The sequence below is a fragment of the Pseudomonas sp. Cab53 genome, assembly GCF_018325965.1.
Taxonomy (GTDB): domain Bacteria; phylum Pseudomonadota; class Gammaproteobacteria; order Pseudomonadales; family Pseudomonadaceae; genus Aquipseudomonas; species Aquipseudomonas chlororaphis_E.
Genome location: NZ_AP021902.1, coordinates 6,005,504 through 6,023,526, shown reverse-complemented (window position 1 = coordinate 6,023,526; position 18,023 = coordinate 6,005,504). Strand labels below are relative to the sequence as shown.

General features: G+C 62.5%; 16 protein-coding genes. 10 read left to right on the top strand and 6 right to left on the bottom strand.

The window, feature by feature from the left end:
• Positions 1-26 precede the first annotated feature (26 nt).
• On the bottom strand, positions 27-1,460 hold the full coding sequence (locus KI241_RS26620) for a PLP-dependent aminotransferase family protein (protein WP_042728989.1): 1,434 nt from the start codon (positions 1,458-1,460) through the stop codon (positions 27-29).
• A 176-nt stretch (positions 1,461-1,636) separates the two neighbouring features.
• Here KI241_RS26620 and KI241_RS26615 point away from each other — a divergent pair, with 176 nt between their 5' ends.
• On the top strand, positions 1,637-1,882 hold the full coding sequence (locus KI241_RS26615) for a DUF1127 domain-containing protein (RefSeq protein WP_212803149.1): 246 nt from the start codon (positions 1,637-1,639) through the stop codon (positions 1,880-1,882).
• Between the two features lie 119 nt (positions 1,883-2,001).
• Here the strand turns inward: KI241_RS26615 and KI241_RS26610 are convergent, their stop codons facing one another.
• Positions 2,002-3,315 carry an FAD-binding oxidoreductase gene (locus KI241_RS26610; protein ID WP_212803148.1) on the bottom strand — a complete coding sequence of 438 codons (1,314 nt, stop codon included), beginning with the start codon at positions 3,313-3,315 and terminating at the stop codon, positions 2,002-2,004.
• A 145-nt stretch (positions 3,316-3,460) separates the two neighbouring features.
• Between KI241_RS26610 and KI241_RS26605 the strand changes: the two genes are divergently transcribed.
• The gene (locus KI241_RS26605) at positions 3,461-3,814 is read left to right on the top strand and encodes a YkgJ family cysteine cluster protein (protein WP_042728992.1); all 354 of its coding nucleotides are present in this window, start codon (positions 3,461-3,463) and stop codon (positions 3,812-3,814) included.
• Positions 3,815-3,864: 50 nt separating this feature from the next.
• Here KI241_RS26605 and KI241_RS26600 read toward each other — a convergent pair whose 3' ends face one another.
• A complete protein-coding gene (locus KI241_RS26600; protein ID WP_003177284.1) occupies positions 3,865-4,353 on the bottom strand; it encodes an Lrp/AsnC ligand binding domain-containing protein in 489 nt (162 codons plus the stop codon).
• Between the two features lie 156 nt (positions 4,354-4,509).
• Between KI241_RS26600 and dadA the strand changes: the two genes are divergently transcribed.
• The 6 genes from dadA to KI241_RS26570 all read left to right on the top strand — a co-directional run bounded on the left by dadA (position 4,510) and on the right by KI241_RS26570 (position 10,648).
• Positions 4,510-5,814, top strand: a complete 1,305-nt coding sequence (gene dadA, locus KI241_RS26595; protein ID WP_042729002.1) for a D-amino acid dehydrogenase — start codon at positions 4,510-4,512, stop codon at positions 5,812-5,814.
• The gene (locus KI241_RS26590) at positions 5,786-6,139 is read left to right on the top strand and encodes a RidA family protein (RefSeq protein ID WP_042728993.1); all 354 of its coding nucleotides are present in this window, start codon (positions 5,786-5,788) and stop codon (positions 6,137-6,139) included. Before dadA ends, KI241_RS26590 begins: the two co-directional genes overlap by 29 nt.
• 97 nt (positions 6,140-6,236) lie before the next feature.
• Positions 6,237-7,310, top strand: a complete 1,074-nt coding sequence (alr, locus tag KI241_RS26585; RefSeq protein WP_042728994.1) for an alanine racemase — start codon at positions 6,237-6,239, stop codon at positions 7,308-7,310.
• Positions 7,311-7,438: 128 nt separating this feature from the next.
• Positions 7,439-7,987, top strand: a complete 549-nt coding sequence (locus tag KI241_RS26580; protein ID WP_007932420.1) for a cupin domain-containing protein — start codon at positions 7,439-7,441, stop codon at positions 7,985-7,987.
• A gap of 184 nt (positions 7,988-8,171) precedes the next feature.
• Entirely contained in the window at positions 8,172-8,585 is a 414-nt protein-coding gene (locus tag KI241_RS26575; RefSeq protein ID WP_042728995.1) for a c-type cytochrome, read from the top strand.
• A gap of 140 nt (positions 8,586-8,725) precedes the next feature.
• Entirely contained in the window at positions 8,726-10,648 is a 1,923-nt protein-coding gene (locus tag KI241_RS26570; RefSeq protein ID WP_042728996.1) for an acetyl-CoA hydrolase/transferase C-terminal domain-containing protein, read from the top strand.
• 127 nt (positions 10,649-10,775) lie between these two features.
• Here KI241_RS26570 and KI241_RS26565 read toward each other — a convergent pair whose 3' ends face one another.
• On the bottom strand, positions 10,776-11,348 hold the full coding sequence (locus KI241_RS26565; RefSeq protein WP_042728997.1) for a xanthine phosphoribosyltransferase: 573 nt from the start codon (positions 11,346-11,348) through the stop codon (positions 10,776-10,778).
• 55 nt (positions 11,349-11,403) lie between these two features.
• A complete protein-coding gene (gene rep / locus KI241_RS26560; protein ID WP_042728998.1) occupies positions 11,404-13,413 on the bottom strand; it encodes a DNA helicase Rep in 2,010 nt (669 codons plus the stop codon).
• 275 nt (positions 13,414-13,688) lie between these two features.
• On the opposite strand from rep, the gene KI241_RS26555 reads away from it, so the two are divergent.
• A complete protein-coding gene (locus tag KI241_RS26555) occupies positions 13,689-15,353 on the top strand; it encodes a bifunctional diguanylate cyclase/phosphodiesterase (RefSeq protein WP_042728999.1) in 1,665 nt (554 codons plus the stop codon).
• A 106-nt stretch (positions 15,354-15,459) separates the two neighbouring features.
• On the opposite strand, the gene KI241_RS26550 is transcribed toward KI241_RS26555, so the two are convergent.
• The gene (locus tag KI241_RS26550) at positions 15,460-16,854 is read right to left on the bottom strand and encodes a NorM family multidrug efflux MATE transporter (protein ID WP_042729003.1); all 1,395 of its coding nucleotides are present in this window, start codon (positions 16,852-16,854) and stop codon (positions 15,460-15,462) included.
• A gap of 156 nt (positions 16,855-17,010) precedes the next feature.
• Between KI241_RS26550 and KI241_RS26545 the strand changes: the two genes are divergently transcribed.
• A complete protein-coding gene (locus KI241_RS26545) occupies positions 17,011-17,931 on the top strand; it encodes a LysR substrate-binding domain-containing protein (RefSeq protein ID WP_042729000.1) in 921 nt (306 codons plus the stop codon).
• The last annotated feature ends 92 nt before the right edge of the window (positions 17,932-18,023 follow it).

Here is an 18,023-nt window from a genome sequence, read left to right as displayed (position 1 = left end):
TTGGATGCCGCTTCCCGGCGTACAGATCAGACGGCGTCGCGCTGGGTTTCGTTCAACAACGCGATAGCGGCGGCGCCCACCCTGCGCACGGCCTCTTCGATCTGGGCCGTTGGCTTGGCAGCGTAGTTCATCCGCAGGCAATTGCGGTACTTGCCGGAGGCGGAAAAGATGCTGCCGACGGCGACCTGTACGCCCTGATCATGCAGGACCCGGTTGAGCTTGAGGGTGTCGAAGCCTTCCGGCAGTTCGACCCATAGCATGAAGCTGCCCCGGGGCCGGCTGGCGCGGGTGCCTGGCGGAAAATAGCGGCTGACCCAATCGATCATGACGTCGCGATTGCGCTGGTATTGCGCGCGCATCCGGCGCAAATGTGGTTCGAAATGCCCGCCCTTGAGAAATTCGGCCACGGCGATCTGGGGCTGTGGGGCGGTGGAGCCGGTGCTGATGTACTTCATGTGCAGCGCCCGTTCCAGGTACCGGCCGGGCGCGACCCAGCCCACGCGCAGGCCAGGGGCCAGGGTCTTGGAAAAGGAACTGCAGAGCAGGACCCGGCCATCGTCGTCGAAGGACTTGATCGTGCGGGGGCGTGGGTAGGTGTAGGCCAGTTCTCCATACACATCGTCTTCGATGATCGCCACGTCGAAGCGCTGTGCCAGGGTCAGCAGGGCGCGTTTGTTGGCTTCCGGCATGATGTAGCCCAACGGATTGTTGCAACTGGGCGTCAACTGTATGGCCTTGATCGGCCATTGTTCCAAGGCCAGTTCCAGGGCCTCCAGGCTGATACCGGTGAGCGGGTCGGTGGGGATTTCCAGCGCCTTCATGCCCAGGCCCTTGAGGGTTTGCATGGCGCCATGGAAGCTGGGGGAGTCCACGGCGACGATATCGCCTTGCTCGCACGTGGCGCGAATGCTGACAGACAGCGCTTCGTGACAGCCGGTGGTGACAATCAGATCGTTGGCGCCCAACTGGCAACCTGAATCCAGCAACAGCCGGGCAATCTGTTCACGCAGCGCCAGGTTGCCGTAGATGTTGTCGTAATACAGCCCTGGCATGTCTTGCCGACGACTGATCTGCGCCAGGCTGCGCAGCAGCGGCTTCATGGTCGGCGAGTTGATGTCCGGCATGCCCCGTCCCAACTGCACCACATCCTTGCGCGGCACCGCGCGTATCAGTTCCAGCACCTGGTCCCACTGGGAAATATCCACGGGCCGCTGGGCGGGACGGCCCACCACCGGTAGGTCCGGCAGCGCGCGGCTGACCGGTACGAAATAACCGGACTTGGGTTTCGGCATCGCCAGGCCACTGTCCTCCAGCACGCGATAGGCCTGCTGCACCGTGCTCAAGCTGACGCCGTGCTCCGTGCTCAACGCTCGTACCGATGGCAGCCGGTCGCCCGGGCGGTAGAAGCCTTGTTCGATGCGGGTGCCGAGCAATTCGGCGAGGTTCACGTAGAGAGTCATGGCGCATTCTCGAGGAGGACTACGGCAACCAATACAGTTGGGTCGGAAAACAACGATTCAGTGCGAGAAAGGTTCAATCTGTATGGAAGTAAAACAAAATGATTGAATCTGTATCGCTTTCTGCCGTTCGCACATCATGGAACCTCTGGCTACCCAAGTAAACAGGAGCGACAAAAATGAACGGCTTGAGCGATGTGCGGCTGACGTTACACAGTCAGGAACTGGTGGCAGGGCAGGATAAGGGGCTGCGCAACACGATGTCGCGCAATGCGCCGGCCCACCTGAGCCGCTGGGACCTGTTCTGGTTGCGCCTGCATACACGCAAAGCCTTATTGGCGCTGACACCCGAACAGTTGCGTGACATCGGGTTGGACCGGGAGCAGGCGCGGGAAGAGGGGCTCAAGCCGTTCTGGCGGGGTTGAAACGAATAAGGAAGCTGTGGCGAGGGCGGTTGCTCGCGCTGGGTCGTGCAGCAACCCTGAGATTTTGCGGTCGCTGCGCAACCGAGCGGGAGCAAGCTCCCTCGCCACGGTTTTTTGGGTTAAACCAACTCTTTCAACCGGTGCCATAACATTCCCAGCGCCAGCAGCGGCGAGCGCAGGTGCTTGCCGCCAGGGAAGGTCATGTGCGGCACCTGGGCGAACAGGTCGAAACCGCGGCTTTGTTGCCCACTGATAGCTTCGGCCAGCAGTTTGCCGGCCAGGTGCGTGGCGTTCACGCCATGACCGGAGTAGCCCTGGGCGTAATACACGTTGGGTTGGTCCTTGAGCCGGCCGATCTGTGGCAATCGGTTGGCGCCGATACCAATCATCCCGCCCCACTGGTAATCGATCTTCACGTTCGCCAATTGCGGGAACACCTTGAGCATTTTCGGCCGCATGTAGGCGCCGATGTCCTGCGGGTCGCGACCTGAATAATGACAAGCGCCACCGAACAGCAAGCGACGATCCGCCGAGAGACGGTAGTAGTCCAGTGCCACCCGTTGGTCACACACCGCCATGTTCTGCGGTAACAAGGCCTGGGCCTGGGCGTGGCTCAGGGGTTCGGTGGCGATGATGTAGCTGCCGGCGGGCAGCACCTTGCCGCTGAGCTCTGGGTTGAGTCCGTTGAGGTAGGCGTTGCAGCCCAGCACCAGTGTCTTGGCGCGGACCGAACCGTGCCGGGTGTGCACTTTTACTTCGGTGCCATAATCGATGCGGGTGACCGCCGACTGCTCGAACAGCCTGACCCCAAGTTGTTGCGCGGCAGCGGCTTCGCCCAGGGCCAGGTTCAGCGGATGCAGGTGGCCCGAACCCATGTCGATCAGGCCACCGACGTAGCGGTCCGAACCCACCACGCTGTGCATTTCGTGTGCTTGCAGGAGCCGGGTCGGGTAGCGATAACCCAAGCTGCGCAGTTCTTCGGCGTCCTCGGCAAAACCTTCCAGGTCGCCGGGCTTGTTGGCGAGGTCGCAGTAACCCCAGGTCAGGTCGCAGGGGATCTGAAAACGCTCGACACGTTGTCGGACGATTTCCACGGCTTCAAGGCCCATGAGTTTCATCTGACGGACGCCGTCGGCACCGATGACCGGGGCGAATTGCTCCAGGCCATGGCCGACCCCCCGGATCAACTGGCCGCCGTTGCGGCCGCTGGCGCCCCAGCCGATCCTGTGGGCTTCCAGCAGGACCACGCTCATGCCGCGTTCGGCCAGTTCGATGGCGGTGTTCAGCCCGGAAAACCCGCCGCCCACCACGCACACGTCCGCCACGCACTCGCCCTGCAGCAACGGATGGTCCGGTTGCGGCAAGCTGCTGGCGGCGTAATAGGAGGCGGCGTGCGCGTGGCTCGGGACCGGTTGCTGAACACGGGCGTTCATGTGCGTAATCCTGATTGTGGTGTTTGAGAAATTTGACGGAGCATAAGCCGCGGATTCATCCCCGGGCAACAGCGGTCGGCTGGCGGTGTCTGGGATGAGGGTTTTAGGGCAGAATCAATCTGTGTCCCCGTCGGTAGTCGTTTTCATGAGTTGCAACAGTCAGAAAATCCGCACGCTGCGCCAGCAGATCCCCTCGTTCGAGTGCGTTCCCGGCTGCCACGACTGCTGTGGTCCGGTGACCACCTCGCCGGAGGAAATGGCCCGTTTGCCGCGCAAGACCCGCGCCGAACAGGATGCCGCCCTTGAGGCGCTCGATTGCGTGCACTTGGGGCCCAACGGTTGCACCGTGTATGACGAGCGACCGCTGGTCTGCCGGCTGTTCGGCACGACGGCGACCTTGCCATGCCCCAACGGGCGGCGACCGGTGGAGCTGATTCATCCTCGGGTCGAGCGGCAGATCCATCAATACATGGCGTCCAATCGCCAGGTGCTGGTCTGACGGTGGGTGAATCCTCGAGTGCCTTTTCGCGAGCCGGCTCGCGAAGGGCCTCAATCCGGAATCGGCAGGCTCAGGCTTTCCTTCACCTCTTCCATCACGATGTAGCTCTTGGATTCGCGCACATGGGGCAGCTTGAGCAGGATGTCCCCCAGTAGCTTGCGGTACGAGGCCATCTCGGAAATCCGTGCCTTCACCAGGTAGTCGAAATCGCCTGACACCAGGTGGCATTCCAGCACGTGGGGCAATTTCAGCACGGCGCGTCGGAATTCTTCAAACGTATCGCCAGACTTGTAGTCGAGGCTGATTTCCACGAACACCAGCAGGCTCCCCTTCAGGTGCTGGGGATTGAGCCGTGCGTTGTAGCCCATGATGATGCCTTCACGCTCCAGGCGCCGCACCCGTTCGGTACAGGGCGTGGTGGACAGGCCGACCTTTTCCCCCAGTTCGGTGAAGGAGATCCGCCCGTCCGCCTGGAGGATGCGCAGGATGTTGCGGTCGATCTTGTCCAGCTCACGCTTGGTCTGGGTATTGGTACGCACAGGTGATGCGCCTCCGTGAAAAGGGTTTTTGCCGAGAATTCTCGCCAAATATAGGCAGTTATATAGTGAAAAGCACTGGCTATTCTTTTTTACACTGCGCCCATCGAAGGTATGTACAACAAAACGTCAGCGGTTATCCGCGATGAGGGCAACAACATGCGCGTTCTGGTCTTGGGTAGCGGCGTCATCGGTACCGTCAGTGCTTACTACCTGGCGCGAGCCGGGTTTGAAGTGGTGGTGGTCGACCGTCAGCCGGCGCCGGCCATGGAAACCAGCTTCGCCAACGCCGGGCAGGTGTCGCCGGGCTACGCCTCACCGTGGGCCGCGCCAGGTGTGCCGCTCAAGGCCATCAAGTGGCTGTTGCAACGCCATGCGCCGCTGGCCATCAAGGCCACTGCCGACATCGACCAGTACCTGTGGATGGCGCAGATGCTGCGTAACTGCACCGCCAGCCGTTATGCCATCAACAAGGAGCGCATGGTCCGCCTCTCCGAGTACAGCCGCGACTGCCTCGATGAGCTGCGTGCCGAAACCGGCATTGCTTACGAAGGCCGGAGCCTGGGTACCACCCAGCTGTTCCGCACCCAGGCCCAGCTCGATGGCGCGGCAAAAGACATCGCGGTGCTGAAAGAGTCGGGCGTGCCTTTCGAAGTGCTCGACCGCGCAGGCATCGCCCGGGTCGAACCGGCCTTGGCCAGCGTCACGGACATCCTGGCCGGAGCCCTGCGCTTGCCCAATGACCAGACCGGCGACTGCCAGCTGTTTACCACGCGCCTGGCGGAAATGGCCGTGAAGCTCGGCGTACAGTTCCGCTTCGGCCAGGACATCCAACGCCTGGATTTCGCCGGCGATCGCGTCAACGGAGTGTGGATCGACGGCAAGCTGGAAACCGCCGACCGCTACGTCCTCGCCCTGGGCAGCTATTCGCCGCAATTGCTCAAGCCCCTGGGGATTCGTGCGCCGGTGTATCCACTCAAGGGTTACTCCCTGACCGTCCCGATCACCAACCCGTCGATGGCGCCGACCTCGACCATTCTTGACGAAACCTACAAGGTGGCGATCACCCGTTTCGACAACCGCATTCGCGTGGGCGGCATGGCTGAAATCGCCGGCTTTGACCTGTCCCTCAACCCGCGTCGGCGTGAAACCCTGGAGATGATCGTGGGCGACCTTTATCCTCAGGGCGGCGATCTGGCCCAGGCCAGCTTCTGGACCGGCCTGCGCCCGACCACTCCGGACGGCACGCCGATCGTGGGCGCCACCGCGTTCAAGAACCTGTTCCTGAACACCGGCCATGGCACCCTCGGATGGACCATGGCTTGTGGTTCCGGCCGTCTGCTGGCCGACCTGATGGCGAAGAAAAAGCCGCAGATCAGCGCAGAAGGCCTCGATATTTCCCGTTATGGCAGCCAAAAAAAGGAGTCTGCGAAACATGTCAATCCAGCGCCAGCTCACCAATGACCGCATGAGCCAGGTGGTCGTGCACAACGGCACCGTTTACCTGGCGGGGCAGGTCGGCGACGACATGAGCGCCGGTATTGAACAGCAGACTCGCCAGACCCTGGCCAACATCGAGCGGTTGCTCGACCTGGCCGGGACCGACAAGAGCCGCCTGTTGTCGGTGACGATCTATCTGAAGGACATCGACGCTCACTTCGCCGGCATGAACGCCGTCTGGGACCAATGGCTGCCCAAGGGCACCGCCCCGGCCCGTGCCACGGTGGAAGCCAAGCTGTGCGAGCCGCAAATCTTGGTGGAGTTGTCGGTGGTGGCCGCGCTGCCTTAAGCCTCAGTCAAACAGATCCCTCTTCCGGTGCTGTCGGTGGTTCGCACCCTCGGCCAGCACCGGTTTTTTATTCATGACCGCCTAGAAGCCTGCCGCCATGCGTCCTGCCCGTGCCCTGATCGACCTTCAAGCCCTGCGTCACAATTACCAATTGGCCCGCGAAGTCACCGGGGCCAAGGCCCTGGCGGTGATCAAGGCCGATGCCTATGGGCATGGTGCGGTGCGCTGCGCCGAGGCGCTGCAGGACACGGCCGACGGGTTCGCCGTGGCGTGCATCGAAGAAGCCCTGGAACTGCGTGCCGGCGGGATCCGCGGGCCGATCCTGTTGCTGGAAGGGTTCTTCGAAGCCGATGAGCTGTCGCTGATCATCGAGCATGACTTGTGGTGCGTGGTGCATTCGCTCTGGCAGCTCGAAGCGCTTGAGCAGGCACGGCTGAGCAAACCGATCACGGTCTGGCTCAAACTCGACTCCGGCATGCATCGGGTCGGCTTGCACCCGGCGGACTACCAGGCCGGCTATCGTCGCCTGCTGGCCAGTGGCAACGTGGCGAAGATCGTCCTGATGAGCCATTTCGCCCGGGCCGACGAGCTGCACGATCCCAGCAGCACTCACCAACTGGCAGTCTTCGAAGCGGCTCGCCAAGGGCTGGCGGCGCAGATCAGCCTGCGCAATTCCCCTGCCGTGCTCGGGTGGCCGCAGATGCCGAGCGACTGGGTACGGCCGGGCATCATGCTCTACGGAGCCACGCCGTTCGAGGAGCCCAACGAAGTCGCTGCGCGCCTGCAACCGGTGATGACCCTGGAGTCGAAGATCATCAGCGTGCGCGAATTGCCTGCCGGCGAGCCCGTGGGCTACGGCGCCCGCTTCGTGACCACGCAACCGACTCGGATCGGGGTGGTTGCCATGGGGTACGCCGACGGCTATCCGCGCCAGGCGCCCACGGGTACGCCGGTGCTGGTGGCGGGGCAGCGCAGCCAACTGGTCGGGCGGGTGTCGATGGACATGTTGTGCGTCGACCTCACCCACGTCCCCCAGGCCGGGCTGGGTTCGACCGTGGAGCTGTGGGGCAGGAACGTGCTTGCCAGCGACGTGGCGAAGGCCGCCGACACGATTCCTTACCAGATTTTCTGCAACCTGCGACGGGTGCCACGGCTCTATTCCGGGCGCTGATGACCGGCGTACCCTACCGAAAGTCGCTTCGCCGCACAGGATTCGGGTCAAAGTGTTGTAAATACTGAACGCTGTCGCCATGATAACGCTCACTTTCCACACAACCTGATTCCCTGGAGGCTCCAGCATTGGACGTCGGTGAACGACTGCAATCCATTCGTAAACTCAAAGGCCTTTCCCAGCGTGAACTCGCCAAGCGTGCGGGCGTCACCAACAGCACCATTTCGATGATCGAGAAGAACAGCGTCAGCCCCTCGATCAGCTCGCTGCGCAAGGTCCTTGGCGGGATTCCCATGTCCATGGTCGAGTTTTTCTCCGAGGAAATCCTTCAGGAGAAACCGACCCAGATCGTCTACAAAGCCAACGAACTGATCGACATCTCCGACGGCGCCGTAACCATGAAGCTGGTGGGCCGGGCCCATCCGAGCCGAGCGATCGCCTTCCTGAACGAAATCTACCCGCCTGGCGCCGACACCGGTGAGGAAATGCTCACCCATGAGGGCGAGGAAACCGGGATCCTGGTGGAAGGGCGGCTGGAGTTGGTGGTGGGTCTGGAAACGTTCGTGCTCGAGGCGGGCGACAGCTACTATTTTGAAAGCACCAAGCCTCATCGTTTTCGTAATCCGTTCGATGCGCCGGCGCGACTGATCAGCGCAGCCACACCGGCCAATTTCTAAGGAAAGAGGCGCCAAGCCCACACGGCAGAGGCGCCCCGGGGGGTAAGTGGTCACCACGAACAAGACCCTTGTGACTTTAGGGTTGTTTCAGTGTGACGGGCTTACCGCTATACTTGCGCCCGCCTGCAAACCGTGGCCGCAGGCGTGACTAGCCACCATTGAGGGTGTACGCGTGAACCTAATTATGAAAATGCTGGCTGTACCAGCAACCGCATTGGCCCTATGGGCAGTCAGCGCCCAAGCGGCGACCAACGACGAAATCGCCAAGCGCCTTGAACCCGTCGGCCAGGTCTGCGTTCAGGGGCAGGAATGCAAGGGTATGGAAGTCGCCGCCGCCGCAGGTGGTGCGGGAGGCGCCAAGGCGCCGAAAGACGTGATTGCCAAGCACTGCAATGCTTGCCACGGCACCGGTCTGCTGGGCGCGCCGAAAATTGGCGACAAGGCAGCGTGGAAAGAGCGCGCTGATCATCAGGGCGGCCTCGACGGCATCCTCGCCAAGGCGATTACCGGCATCAACTCCATGCCGCCGAAAGGCACGTGCGCCGATTGCACGGATGACGAGCTCAAGGGCGCCATCAAAGAGATGTCCGGCCTGTAATTCGCTGTCATCTGCCACAGGAAAGCCGCTTACGAGCGGCTTTTTTGCGCCTGTGAACAACCCTTGCGAGCGGTTCGGCGCAACCAAGACCCGGCAAGTTCGGTCCAAGCCACATTCAGGGCAATGTCTCGGAGGGTCGGATGGTGCAGTTGTGTTCAATCGAGCAGGCGGTGGAGGACGTGCTTGAGCGCCTGCCCGCCCATATCCACCTCGGCATGCCGCTGGGGCTGGGCAAGCCCAACCTGTTCGCCAATGCGTTGTTCCGGCGCATCGCTGAACTGCCCGAGCGCCAGCTGACGATCTACACGGCCCTGAGCCTGGGGCGGCCGAACTTGGGCGATGGCTTGCAAAAACGCTTCCTCGAACCATTCATCGAGCGGGTTTTCGGCGACTACCCGGAGCTGGATTACCTCGCGGCGCTGCATCAAGGCGACCTGCCGGCCAATATTCGCGTCCAGCAGTTCTTCATGCAGCCCGGCAGCCTGTTGAACAGCGCGCCGGCCCAGCAAGACTACGTCAGCAGCAACTACAGCCACGCGGCCCGGGACATCAATGCCGCCGGGTTGAACCTGGTGGCGCAACTGGTGGCCAGCGACCCACAACACCCGGACCGCCTGAGCCTGAGCTGCAACCCGGACATCACCCTGGACCTGTTGCCCATGATCGCCAAGCGGCGAGCAGCCGGGGAGACCATCCTACTGGTCGGCCAGGTGCACAGCGACTTGCCCTACATGCCGGGTGACGCCGAAATCGGCATCGACGGCTTCGACCTGCTGATCGACGAGAAAGACAATCACACGCTGTTTTCCACGCCGAACATGCCGGTGGGCTTCCAGGATCACCTGATCGGCCTGCACGCCAGCACCCTGGTGCGTGACGGCGGGACGTTGCAGATAGGCATCGGCGCCATGGGCGATGCACTGACGGCCGCCTTGTTGGCGCGCCAGGCGGACAATGTCGGCTACCAGGCGTTGCTGACGGACCTGAATCTCAGCCAGTGGGCACAATTGATCGAACGCGAAGGTGGGGTGCAGCCGTTCGCCAAAGGGCTGTATGGCTGCAGCGAGATGTTCGTCAACGGTTTGCTGGTCCTGGCGGAAGCCGGGATTATCCGGCGCAAGGTCTACCCCGACGAAGCCACCCAGGAACAGGCCAACGCCGGCACCCTCGACGAGGCCGCGCAACCCGACGGCGTCTGCATACACGGCGGATTCTTCCTCGGCCCGCGCAGTTTCTACCAGCGCCTGCATGAGTTGCCCGATGCCCGGCGGCTCGAATTCAACATGACCCGCATCAGCTACATCAACGAGTTGTACGGCCAGGAGCCGCTCAAGCGCCTGCAGCGACTCGACGCACGTTTCATCAACACGGTCTTCACCATGACCCTGCTGGGCGCCGGCGTGGCCGATCAGTTGGAGGATGGGCGAGTGCTCAGTGGCGTGGGCGGGCAGTACAACTTCGTCGCCCAGGGCCATGCACTGGAAGGCGCGCGTTCGATCCTGCTGTTGCGCAGTTGGCGTGAGGCGGGCGGGGAGATCAGCTCGAACATTGTCTGGGAATACGGCCACTGCACGATTCCCCGGCATCTGCGGGACATCGTGGTGACCGAGTACGGTATCGCCGACCTGCGCGGCCAGACCGATGCCGCGGTGATCGAGGCACTGCTGAATATCAGCGATTCACGCTTTCAGCCGGGACTGATCGAACAGGCCCAGAATGCCGGCAAATTACCGAAGGATTTCCGCCTCGATCCACGGTTCGCCGACAACACGCCAGAGCGTTTGCAGGCGATCCAGGCACGGCATCCGAACCTGTTCCCCGAATACCCGCTGGGCTGCGACTTCGATGGGATAGAGCGGGACTTGCTGCGGGCACTGAACTGGCTCAAGAGCAAGTTCAAGCTCAGCGAGATGCTGGAGCTGGGCAAGGCCGCGCTGGATGCCCCGGAGCCCTCTCTGTACCCCGAGCATCTGGAGCGGATGCAACTGGCGAGCACCGAGGGGCTGAAGGAGGACTTGTTCCAGCGCTTGTTGCTGGCGGGGCTCAAGGCCACTGCACAATAGGGCCTAACCGGGGTCCCCTTGTGGGAGCGGGCTTGCTCGCGAATGCGGTGTATCAGCCAGAGATATGTCGACTGAAACTCCGCATTCGCGAGCAAGCCCGCTCCCACAAGAGATAGGCGGTGTGCGATCAGTCGATGAAGGTGACCACGCCACCGGCCAGGGATTTCACCCGGGCCAGGGACTCGACGCGGTAGCCCTGGGCATCCAGTTCCGCACGGCCGCCCTGGAAGGATTTCTCGATCACGATTCCCAGCCCGGCCACGGTGGCGCCGGCTTGCTTGATGATGGAGATCAGCGCCTGGGACGCTTTGCCGTTGGCCAGGAAGTCATCGATGATCAGCACCCGGTCGCTGCTGGTCAGGTGCCGGGGGCTGATGGCGACGGTGCTTTCGGTCTTCTTGGTGAACGAATACACGGTGGCCGACAGCAGGTTTTCCGTCAGGGTCAGCGATTGCTGCTTGCGGGCGAAGATCACCGGCACGCCGAGGTTCAGGCCGGTCATGATCGCCGGGGCAATGCCCGAGGCTTCGATGGTAACGATCTTGGTGATGCCGGAATCCTTGAACAGCGCGGCGAATTCGTCGCCGATCAGCTTCATCAACTGCGGGTCGATCTGGTGGTTCAGGAACGCGTCGACTTTCAGGACTTGATCGGAAAGCACGATGCCGAGTTCGCGGATTTTCTGGTGCAGGGCTTCCATGAAGCCTCCTCTGATGACGCCGGCGGCGCCTGGGGTCAGTAAAAAGTAGTCGATTCTAACGCTTCAACATCGCACGTATATCGGCCAGGGCACTGTTGCCACGCACCACTTTGACTTCCGTCGGCGTGTCGTCGTTGCCTTCCCACGCCAGGTCGTCCGGCGGCAGCTCATCGAGGAAGCGGCTGGGCGCGCAGTCGATGACTTCGCCATATTGCTTGCGCTTGGCGGCGAAGGTGAAAGCCAGCGTCTGACGAGCCCGAGTAATGCCAACGTAGGCCAGGCGCCGTTCTTCCTCGATGGTGTCGGCTTCGATGCTGGAGCGGTGCGGCAGGATCTCTTCTTCCATGCCCATGATGAACACGTAAGGGAATTCCAGGCCCTTGGACGCGTGAAGCGTCATCATCTGCACGCCCTCGGCGCCATCTTCCTCTTCCTGCTGGCGCTCGAGCATGTCTCGCAGCACGAGTTTGCCGATGGCGTCCTCGACGGTCATGTCGCCGTCTTCGTCCTTTTCCAGGGTGTTCTTCAACGCCTCGATCAGGAACCACACGTTGCTCATGCGGTAGTCGGCAGCCTTGTCGCTGGAACTGTTGGTGCGCAGCCAGTTCTCGTAGTCGATGTCCATGACCATGCTGCGCAGCGCCGAAATCGGGTCTTCGCCCGCGCACTGCTCGCGGACCTTGTCCATGAAGCGCTTGAACCGCGCCAGGCGATCGGTGAAACGGCTGTCCAGGTGCTCGCCCAGGCCGATCTCGTCGGTGGCGGCGTACATCGAGATCTTTCGCTCGGTGGCGTAGTTGCCGAGTTTTTCCAGGGTAGTCGAACCGATTTCCCGGCGTGGGACGTTGATCACCCGCAGGAAGGCGTTGTCGTCATCCGGGTTCACGATCAGGCGGAAGTAGGCCATCAGGTCCTTCACTTCCTGGCGCCCGAAGAAACTGTTGCCCCCCGACAGGCGATAGGGGATCTGGTGGTGCTGCAGTTTCAGTTCGATCAGCTTGGCCTGGTAGTTGCCGCGATACAGGATCGCGAAGTCGCTGTAGGGCCGGTCGGTGCGCAAGTGCAGGCTGAGGATTTCCATGGCCACGCGTTCGGCCTCGGCGTCTTCGTTGCGGCAGCGAATCACGCGGATTTCGTCACCGTGGCCCATTTCGCTCCACAGTTGCTTTTCGAACTCGTGGGGGTTGTTGGAAATCAGCACGTTGGCGCACCGCAGGATGCGGCTGGTGGAGCGGTAGTTCTGCTCCAGCATCACCACCTTGAGCGACGGGTAGTCTTCCTTGAGCAGCATCAGGTTTTCCGGGCGGGCGCCGCGCCAGGCATAGATCGACTGGTCATCGTCGCCCACCACGGTGAACTGGTTGCGCTTGCCGATCAGCAACTTCACCAGCAGGTACTGGCTGGCGTTGGTGTCCTGGTATTCGTCCACCAGCAGGTAGCGGACCTTGTTCTGCCATTTTTCGAGGATGTCGGCGTGGTCCTGGAACAGCTTGACCGGCAGCAGGATCAGGTCGTCGAAGTCCACCGCGTTGAACGCCTTGAGCGTGCGCTGGTAGTGGGCGTAGACGATGGCGGCAGTCTGTTCCTTGGGGTTGCGGGCGTTTTCCAGGGCTTCTGGCGGCAGCACCAGGTCGTTCTTCCAGCCGCCGATCATGTTCTTGATCTCGTCGACGCCGTCGTCGCCCGAGTATTCCTTCTGCATGATGTCGGTCATCAAGGCCTTGACGTCGGTCTCGTCGAAAATCGAGAAGCCCGGTTTGTAGCCCAGCCGCGCGTGCTCCTTGCGGATGATGTTCAGGCCCAGGTTATGGAACGTGCAGACCGTCAGGCCACGGCCTTCGCCGCTGCGCAGCAGGGTGCCGACCCGCTCCTTCATTTCCCGGGCGGCCTTGTTGGTGAAGGTCATGGCGACGATGTACTGGGCACGGATGCCGCAGTTCTGGATCAGGTGGGCGATCTTGCGGGTGATCACGCTGGTCTTGCCGGAGCCTGCACCGGCGAGCACCAAAAGAGGGCCGCCGACATAGTTCACGGCTTCTTGCTGCCGGGGATTGAGTCGGGACATGACAGGGTCAGGGAGTCGTTTGCAAAATGGGCCGGCATTTTAACAGGCTCACAGAATTGTGCTGCTCTGTCCGACTTGTGACCCCTACAGCATTGTCATTTGCCGCTTCTGCCACTTTAACGCAGGATATGGGGCGAATTTGCGTCTAACGTACGACTTCGCGTAGAAGAAAATCTACCGAAAGCACGTGTTTGAGAACCAGTAGCATTGGTCATTGCCCGTCGGCAGGTCATAATGCCCCGCGCCAACCACCTTGCAGAGTCTAGGGAGTCAGCTTGTCAACGCCTGTCGAACCCTTGCGTTTGCTGTTATTGGCCGAAACGCCTGAGTGGTCAGCGGTCTTGCGCGAGTGCCTGGCACCCATGGGGCCCTCGGTCGTCCTGATCAGCGCACCGAGCTGGGAGTCCGTCAGCAGCCTGTTCGAAGACAATCGCAACGCCGTGCTGCTGACGATCACCGCATTGCAGCCGGCGCCGGGCCGTTGCCGCCTGCCCACGATTCTGTTGCTCGAGCATGAGCCTGCGACGGTCCCCGATGGTGTCAGTGACTGGTTGGTGCGTGATGCCCTCGACACCGCGACCCTGCGCCGTTGCCTACGGCATGTGCGCGAACGCGGGGTACTGGAAAATACCTTGCAGCGCCTCGCCGAGCAGGACCCGCTGACCGGCATCGCCAACCGCCAGGGCTTCCAGACCCTGCTGGCGGCGCGCCTGGCTGAAAACGACGGCCGCGGCCTGGCCCTCGGGCACCTGGACCTGGACAATTTTCGCCACGCCAACGACGCCCTCGGCCACCAGGCCGGTGATCGCCTGATCCTGCAGGTGGTGTCGCGACTCAAGGGCGCGCTCGAGGCCGGTGACCGGCTGGCGCGGCTGGGTAGCGATGAATTCGCCTTGCTGATCGACACCCGGCGCGCGCCGCAGCGGGCCGAGTGGATGGCCGAGCGCATCACCGAGGCCATGGCCGAACCCTACTGGATAGACGGCGAAAGCCTGCTGATCGGCTGTAGCCTGGGCATCGCCCACGCCCGGGCCCAGGCCGGCGCCGATCCGCTGATGTGGCATGCCCACATCGCCATGCAGCAGGCCAAGAGCACCCAGGGCTGTACCTTTCATATCTTCAATGAGCGGATCAACCGCAATGCTCGCAGCCTCGCCGACCTGGAAAGCGAACTGCGCCGGGCGTTGCGTCGCGACGAGCTGGAGTTGCATTACCAGCCCCGGCTGAACCTCGATGGCGGCAACATCGTGGGCCTGGAGGCGCTGGTACGCTGGCGTCACGGGGAACGTGGCCTGCTGCCGCCGAGCGAGTTCGTGCCGCTCGCGGAGCAGAGCGGCCTGATCGTGCCGCTGGGCTACTGGGTGATTTCCCGGGCGCTGCGGGACATGCAGGCACTGCGCGAGCGCGGGCTGGCGCCGTTGCACATGGCGGTCAACCTGTCGTTCCGGCAGTTCCAGGACAGCCAGTTGCTGCCAACCCTGAGCCGGTTGATCGCCGAACGGGGTGTCGAGGCCCAGTGGCTGGAATTCGAACTGACCGAAACCGCCGTGATGCGCCGCAGCGAACTGGTCAGGCAAACCATGGACGCCTTGGGGCGACTGGGCGTGCGCTTCTCCCTGGATGACTTCGGCACCGGGTTCTCTTCGTTCGTGCACCTCAACAGCCTGCCCATTGCCTTGCTCAAGATCGACAAGAGCTTCGTCGGCGGGATGGAGCAACGCGAAGAAAACCGCAAGCTGGTCCACGCCATGATCAACCTGGCCCACAACCTCAAGCTGGAGGTGGTGGCCGAGGGGGTGGAAACCCCGGAACAACTGGATTTGCTGCGGGGCTTCGGCTGCGATCAGGTGCAGGGCTTCCTGATCAGCAAACCGTTGCCGTTGCCCGAACTGGTGGAGTACCTGACGTTCGATGGCAAGTCGACCGAGGTCACGGCTTGATACGATACCCTGTGGGAGCGGGCTTGCTCGTGAATGCGCCGGTTCAGTCAGGGAGACTTTGATTGACACACCGCATTCGCGAGCAAGCCCGCTCCCACAACGGCTGTCAGTCGACCTGAATGGCCGCGAAACTCTGCGATCCCGACCCGCCCCTGATCATCCGCTTCATCTTCCATTCGAACGCCAGCGTCAAGCTCACGGCCGCACAGGCCAGGCCCAGTGCCAGGCCCCACCAGACACCGGTTGCGCCCCAGTTCAGGTGGAAAGCCATCCACCACGCCGCCGGCGCACCAATCAGCCAATAACAGCCCAGGCCAACCAGGAAGGTGGTCTTGGCGTCCTTGAGCCCGCGAATGCAGCCCATGGCGATGGTTTGCGCGCCGTCGAACAGTTCGAACCACGCCGCCACCGCCAGCAGGCTCACCGCCAGGTTGATCACCTCGGCGAACGCCGGGTCATTGTGGTCCAGGAACAGGCCGACCAACGCGTGGGGCAGCAGCCAGAAGACCATGGCGAACGCCAGCATCACCGCCGCGCCGAAGCCGATCCCGACCCGCCCGGCCAGGCGCGCCTTGGGTAACTGCCCGGCGCCATAGTGCTGGCCGATGCGCATGGTGATGGCATAGGACATGCCCGCCGGGACCATGAATGCCACCGAGACGATCTGCAGGGCGATCTGATGCGCCGCCAACGGTGTGCTGCCCATGGTGCCCATGCACAGCGCCGCGAACGCAAAGAGCCCGACTTCCACGGCGTAGGTGCCACCGATCGGCAGGCCCAGGCGCCACAGTTCCCTGAGGTATTGACGGTTGGGGCGAAACAGGCCGTCCAACAACGGGTACGCGCGATAGGCCGGGTGCCGGTGGATGTGCCAGGCCAGCACCAGGGCCATGCCGTTGGCGACGATCGCCGTGACCAGGCCGATGCCCATCAGGCCCAGTTTCGGCAAGCCGAACAGGCCAGTGATGAGGGCGTAGTTGAGCAGGAAATTGGCTACCGTACCGCCGAGGCTGATCACCATCACCGGCGTGGCCCGGCCAATGGCGCTGGTGAAGCCGCGCAGGGCCATGAAACTCAAGTAGCCGGGCAGGGCAAACGGCAGCGCCAGCAGGAACTGGCCGGCGGAAAGCACATTGGTTTCAGTCTGGCCGAACAGCAGCAACACCGGCTTGAGGTTCCACAACAGCAAAGCCGCCACCAGCGCCATCAGCCAGGCCAGCCATAGCCCGGCCTGGGTCAGGCGGGTGGCGCCCTCGATGTCTCCCGCGCCTTGGCGGATCGCTACCAGCGTCCCCACCGCCGCGATCACGCCGATGCAAAAAATCGACACGAACGAGTAACTGGCTGCCCCGAGGCCGCCTCCAGCCAGGGCTTCAGGGCTCAGGCGCGCCATCATCACGGTGTCGGTGAGCACCATCAGCATGTGCGCCAACTGCGAGGCAATCAGCGGCCCCGCCAACCGCAGGATGGCCCAGAGTTCGGTACGCACCGGATGCCGCATGATCATCACGCTCCCTGTTCGAATGAGGCAGTAAAGCAACGATTCTCGGCGTTCACGACGGTCTGCACAAAAGGATAAAAACGATCGCTGACATGATTAAAACTCATGCAACTGAAGTTCTGTTAGGGTGTGCCAATCGCTCCCGGAGTTTTTCCCTTGTCTCGTCGTCTTCCCCCTCTTTATGCGCTGCGGGCATTCGAAGCGGCGGCGCGGTACAGCTCGTTCACTCGCGCCGCTGAGGAGCTGTCGATTACCCAGAGCGCGGTCAGCCGGCATATTCGTACGCTGGAGGAGCATTTCGCCTGTCGCTTGTTTCATCGCAGCGGGCGCAACCTGCAACTGACCGAAGCGGCGCGGTTGCTGCTGCCGGGTGTGCGCGACGGCTTCATGGCCTTGGAGCGGGCGTGCCATACCTTGCACGGTGAAGACGGCATCCTGCGGATGAAGGCGCCTTCGACCCTGACCATGCGCTGGCTATTGGCGCGCTTGAGCCGCTTCCGGCATTTGCAGCCCGGCAACGAAGTGCAACTGACCAGCGCCTGGATGGACATCGATGCGGTGGACTTCAACACCGAGCCGTTCGATTGCGCGGTCTTGCTGGGCAACGGGCATTTTCCCGTGGACTGGGAGGCCAGCCTGTTGTTTCCCGAGGAACTGATTCCGGTGGGCGCGCCGAATCTGCTGAACGATCAACCCTGGGATGTGCAGCGACTGGCCAAGGCCGAGTTGCTGCACCCCACGCCGGATCGCCGAGACTGGCGCAGTTGGCTGGAGCGCATGGGCTTGTCCGACCAGGTGTCGCTCAAGGGCGGACAAGTGTTCGACACCCTGGAGTTGGGCATGATTGCCGCCGCGCGTGGGTACGGTGTCTCCATGGGGGATCTGCTGATGGTGGCCGAGGATGTGGCCCAGGGGCGCTTGAGTCTGCCCTGGCCGACCGCTGTCGCCAGCGGTGAGCACTATTACCTGGTGTGGCCGAAAACCCGCCCGGGAGGTGACCGTTTGCGGCGGCTCAGTGATTTTCTCCAGAGCGAGGTCAAGGCCATGCAACTGCCTGCGGTGGAGCGTCTTGGCTGAAACGTTGCACTTCAGGTGCTAGCCACTTGGCATTATTCCTTCCAGATCGCTCAAGTATTCGGTGGCGCTGCCGAATCCGTGAACATGGAACC

Bases quoted from the DNA above. Each gene is read 5' to 3' on its own strand.
- KI241_RS26570 (WP_042728996.1), top strand. From the start codon at position 8,726: ATGGTGCAGTTGTGTTCAATCGAGCAGGCGGTGGAGGACGTGCTTGAG.
- KI241_RS26620 (WP_042728989.1), bottom strand. From the start codon at position 1,460: ATGACTCTCTACGTGAACCTCGCCGAATTGCTCGGCACCCGCATCGAA.
- KI241_RS26590 (WP_042728993.1), top strand. From the start codon at position 5,786: ATGTCAATCCAGCGCCAGCTCACCAATGACCGCATGAGCCAGGTGGTC.
- rep (WP_042728998.1), bottom strand. From the start codon at position 13,413: ATGTCCCGACTCAATCCCCGGCAGCAAGAAGCCGTGAACTATGTCGGC.
- alr (WP_042728994.1), top strand. From the start codon at position 6,237: ATGCGTCCTGCCCGTGCCCTGATCGACCTTCAAGCCCTGCGTCACAAT.
- KI241_RS26575 (WP_042728995.1), top strand. From the start codon at position 8,172: ATGAAAATGCTGGCTGTACCAGCAACCGCATTGGCCCTATGGGCAGTC.
- dadA (WP_042729002.1), top strand. From the start codon at position 4,510: ATGCGCGTTCTGGTCTTGGGTAGCGGCGTCATCGGTACCGTCAGTGCT.
- KI241_RS26610 (WP_212803148.1), bottom strand. From the start codon at position 3,315: ATGAACGCCCGTGTTCAGCAACCGGTCCCGAGCCACGCGCACGCCGCC.
- KI241_RS26605 (WP_042728992.1), top strand. From the start codon at position 3,461: ATGAGTTGCAACAGTCAGAAAATCCGCACGCTGCGCCAGCAGATCCCC.
- KI241_RS26550 (WP_042729003.1), bottom strand. From the start codon at position 16,854: ATGCGGCATCCGGTGCGTACCGAACTCTGGGCCATCCTGCGGTTGGCG.
- KI241_RS26615 (WP_212803149.1), top strand. From the start codon at position 1,637: ATGAACGGCTTGAGCGATGTGCGGCTGACGTTACACAGTCAGGAACTG.
- KI241_RS26565 (WP_042728997.1), bottom strand. From the start codon at position 11,348: ATGGAAGCCCTGCACCAGAAAATCCGCGAACTCGGCATCGTGCTTTCC.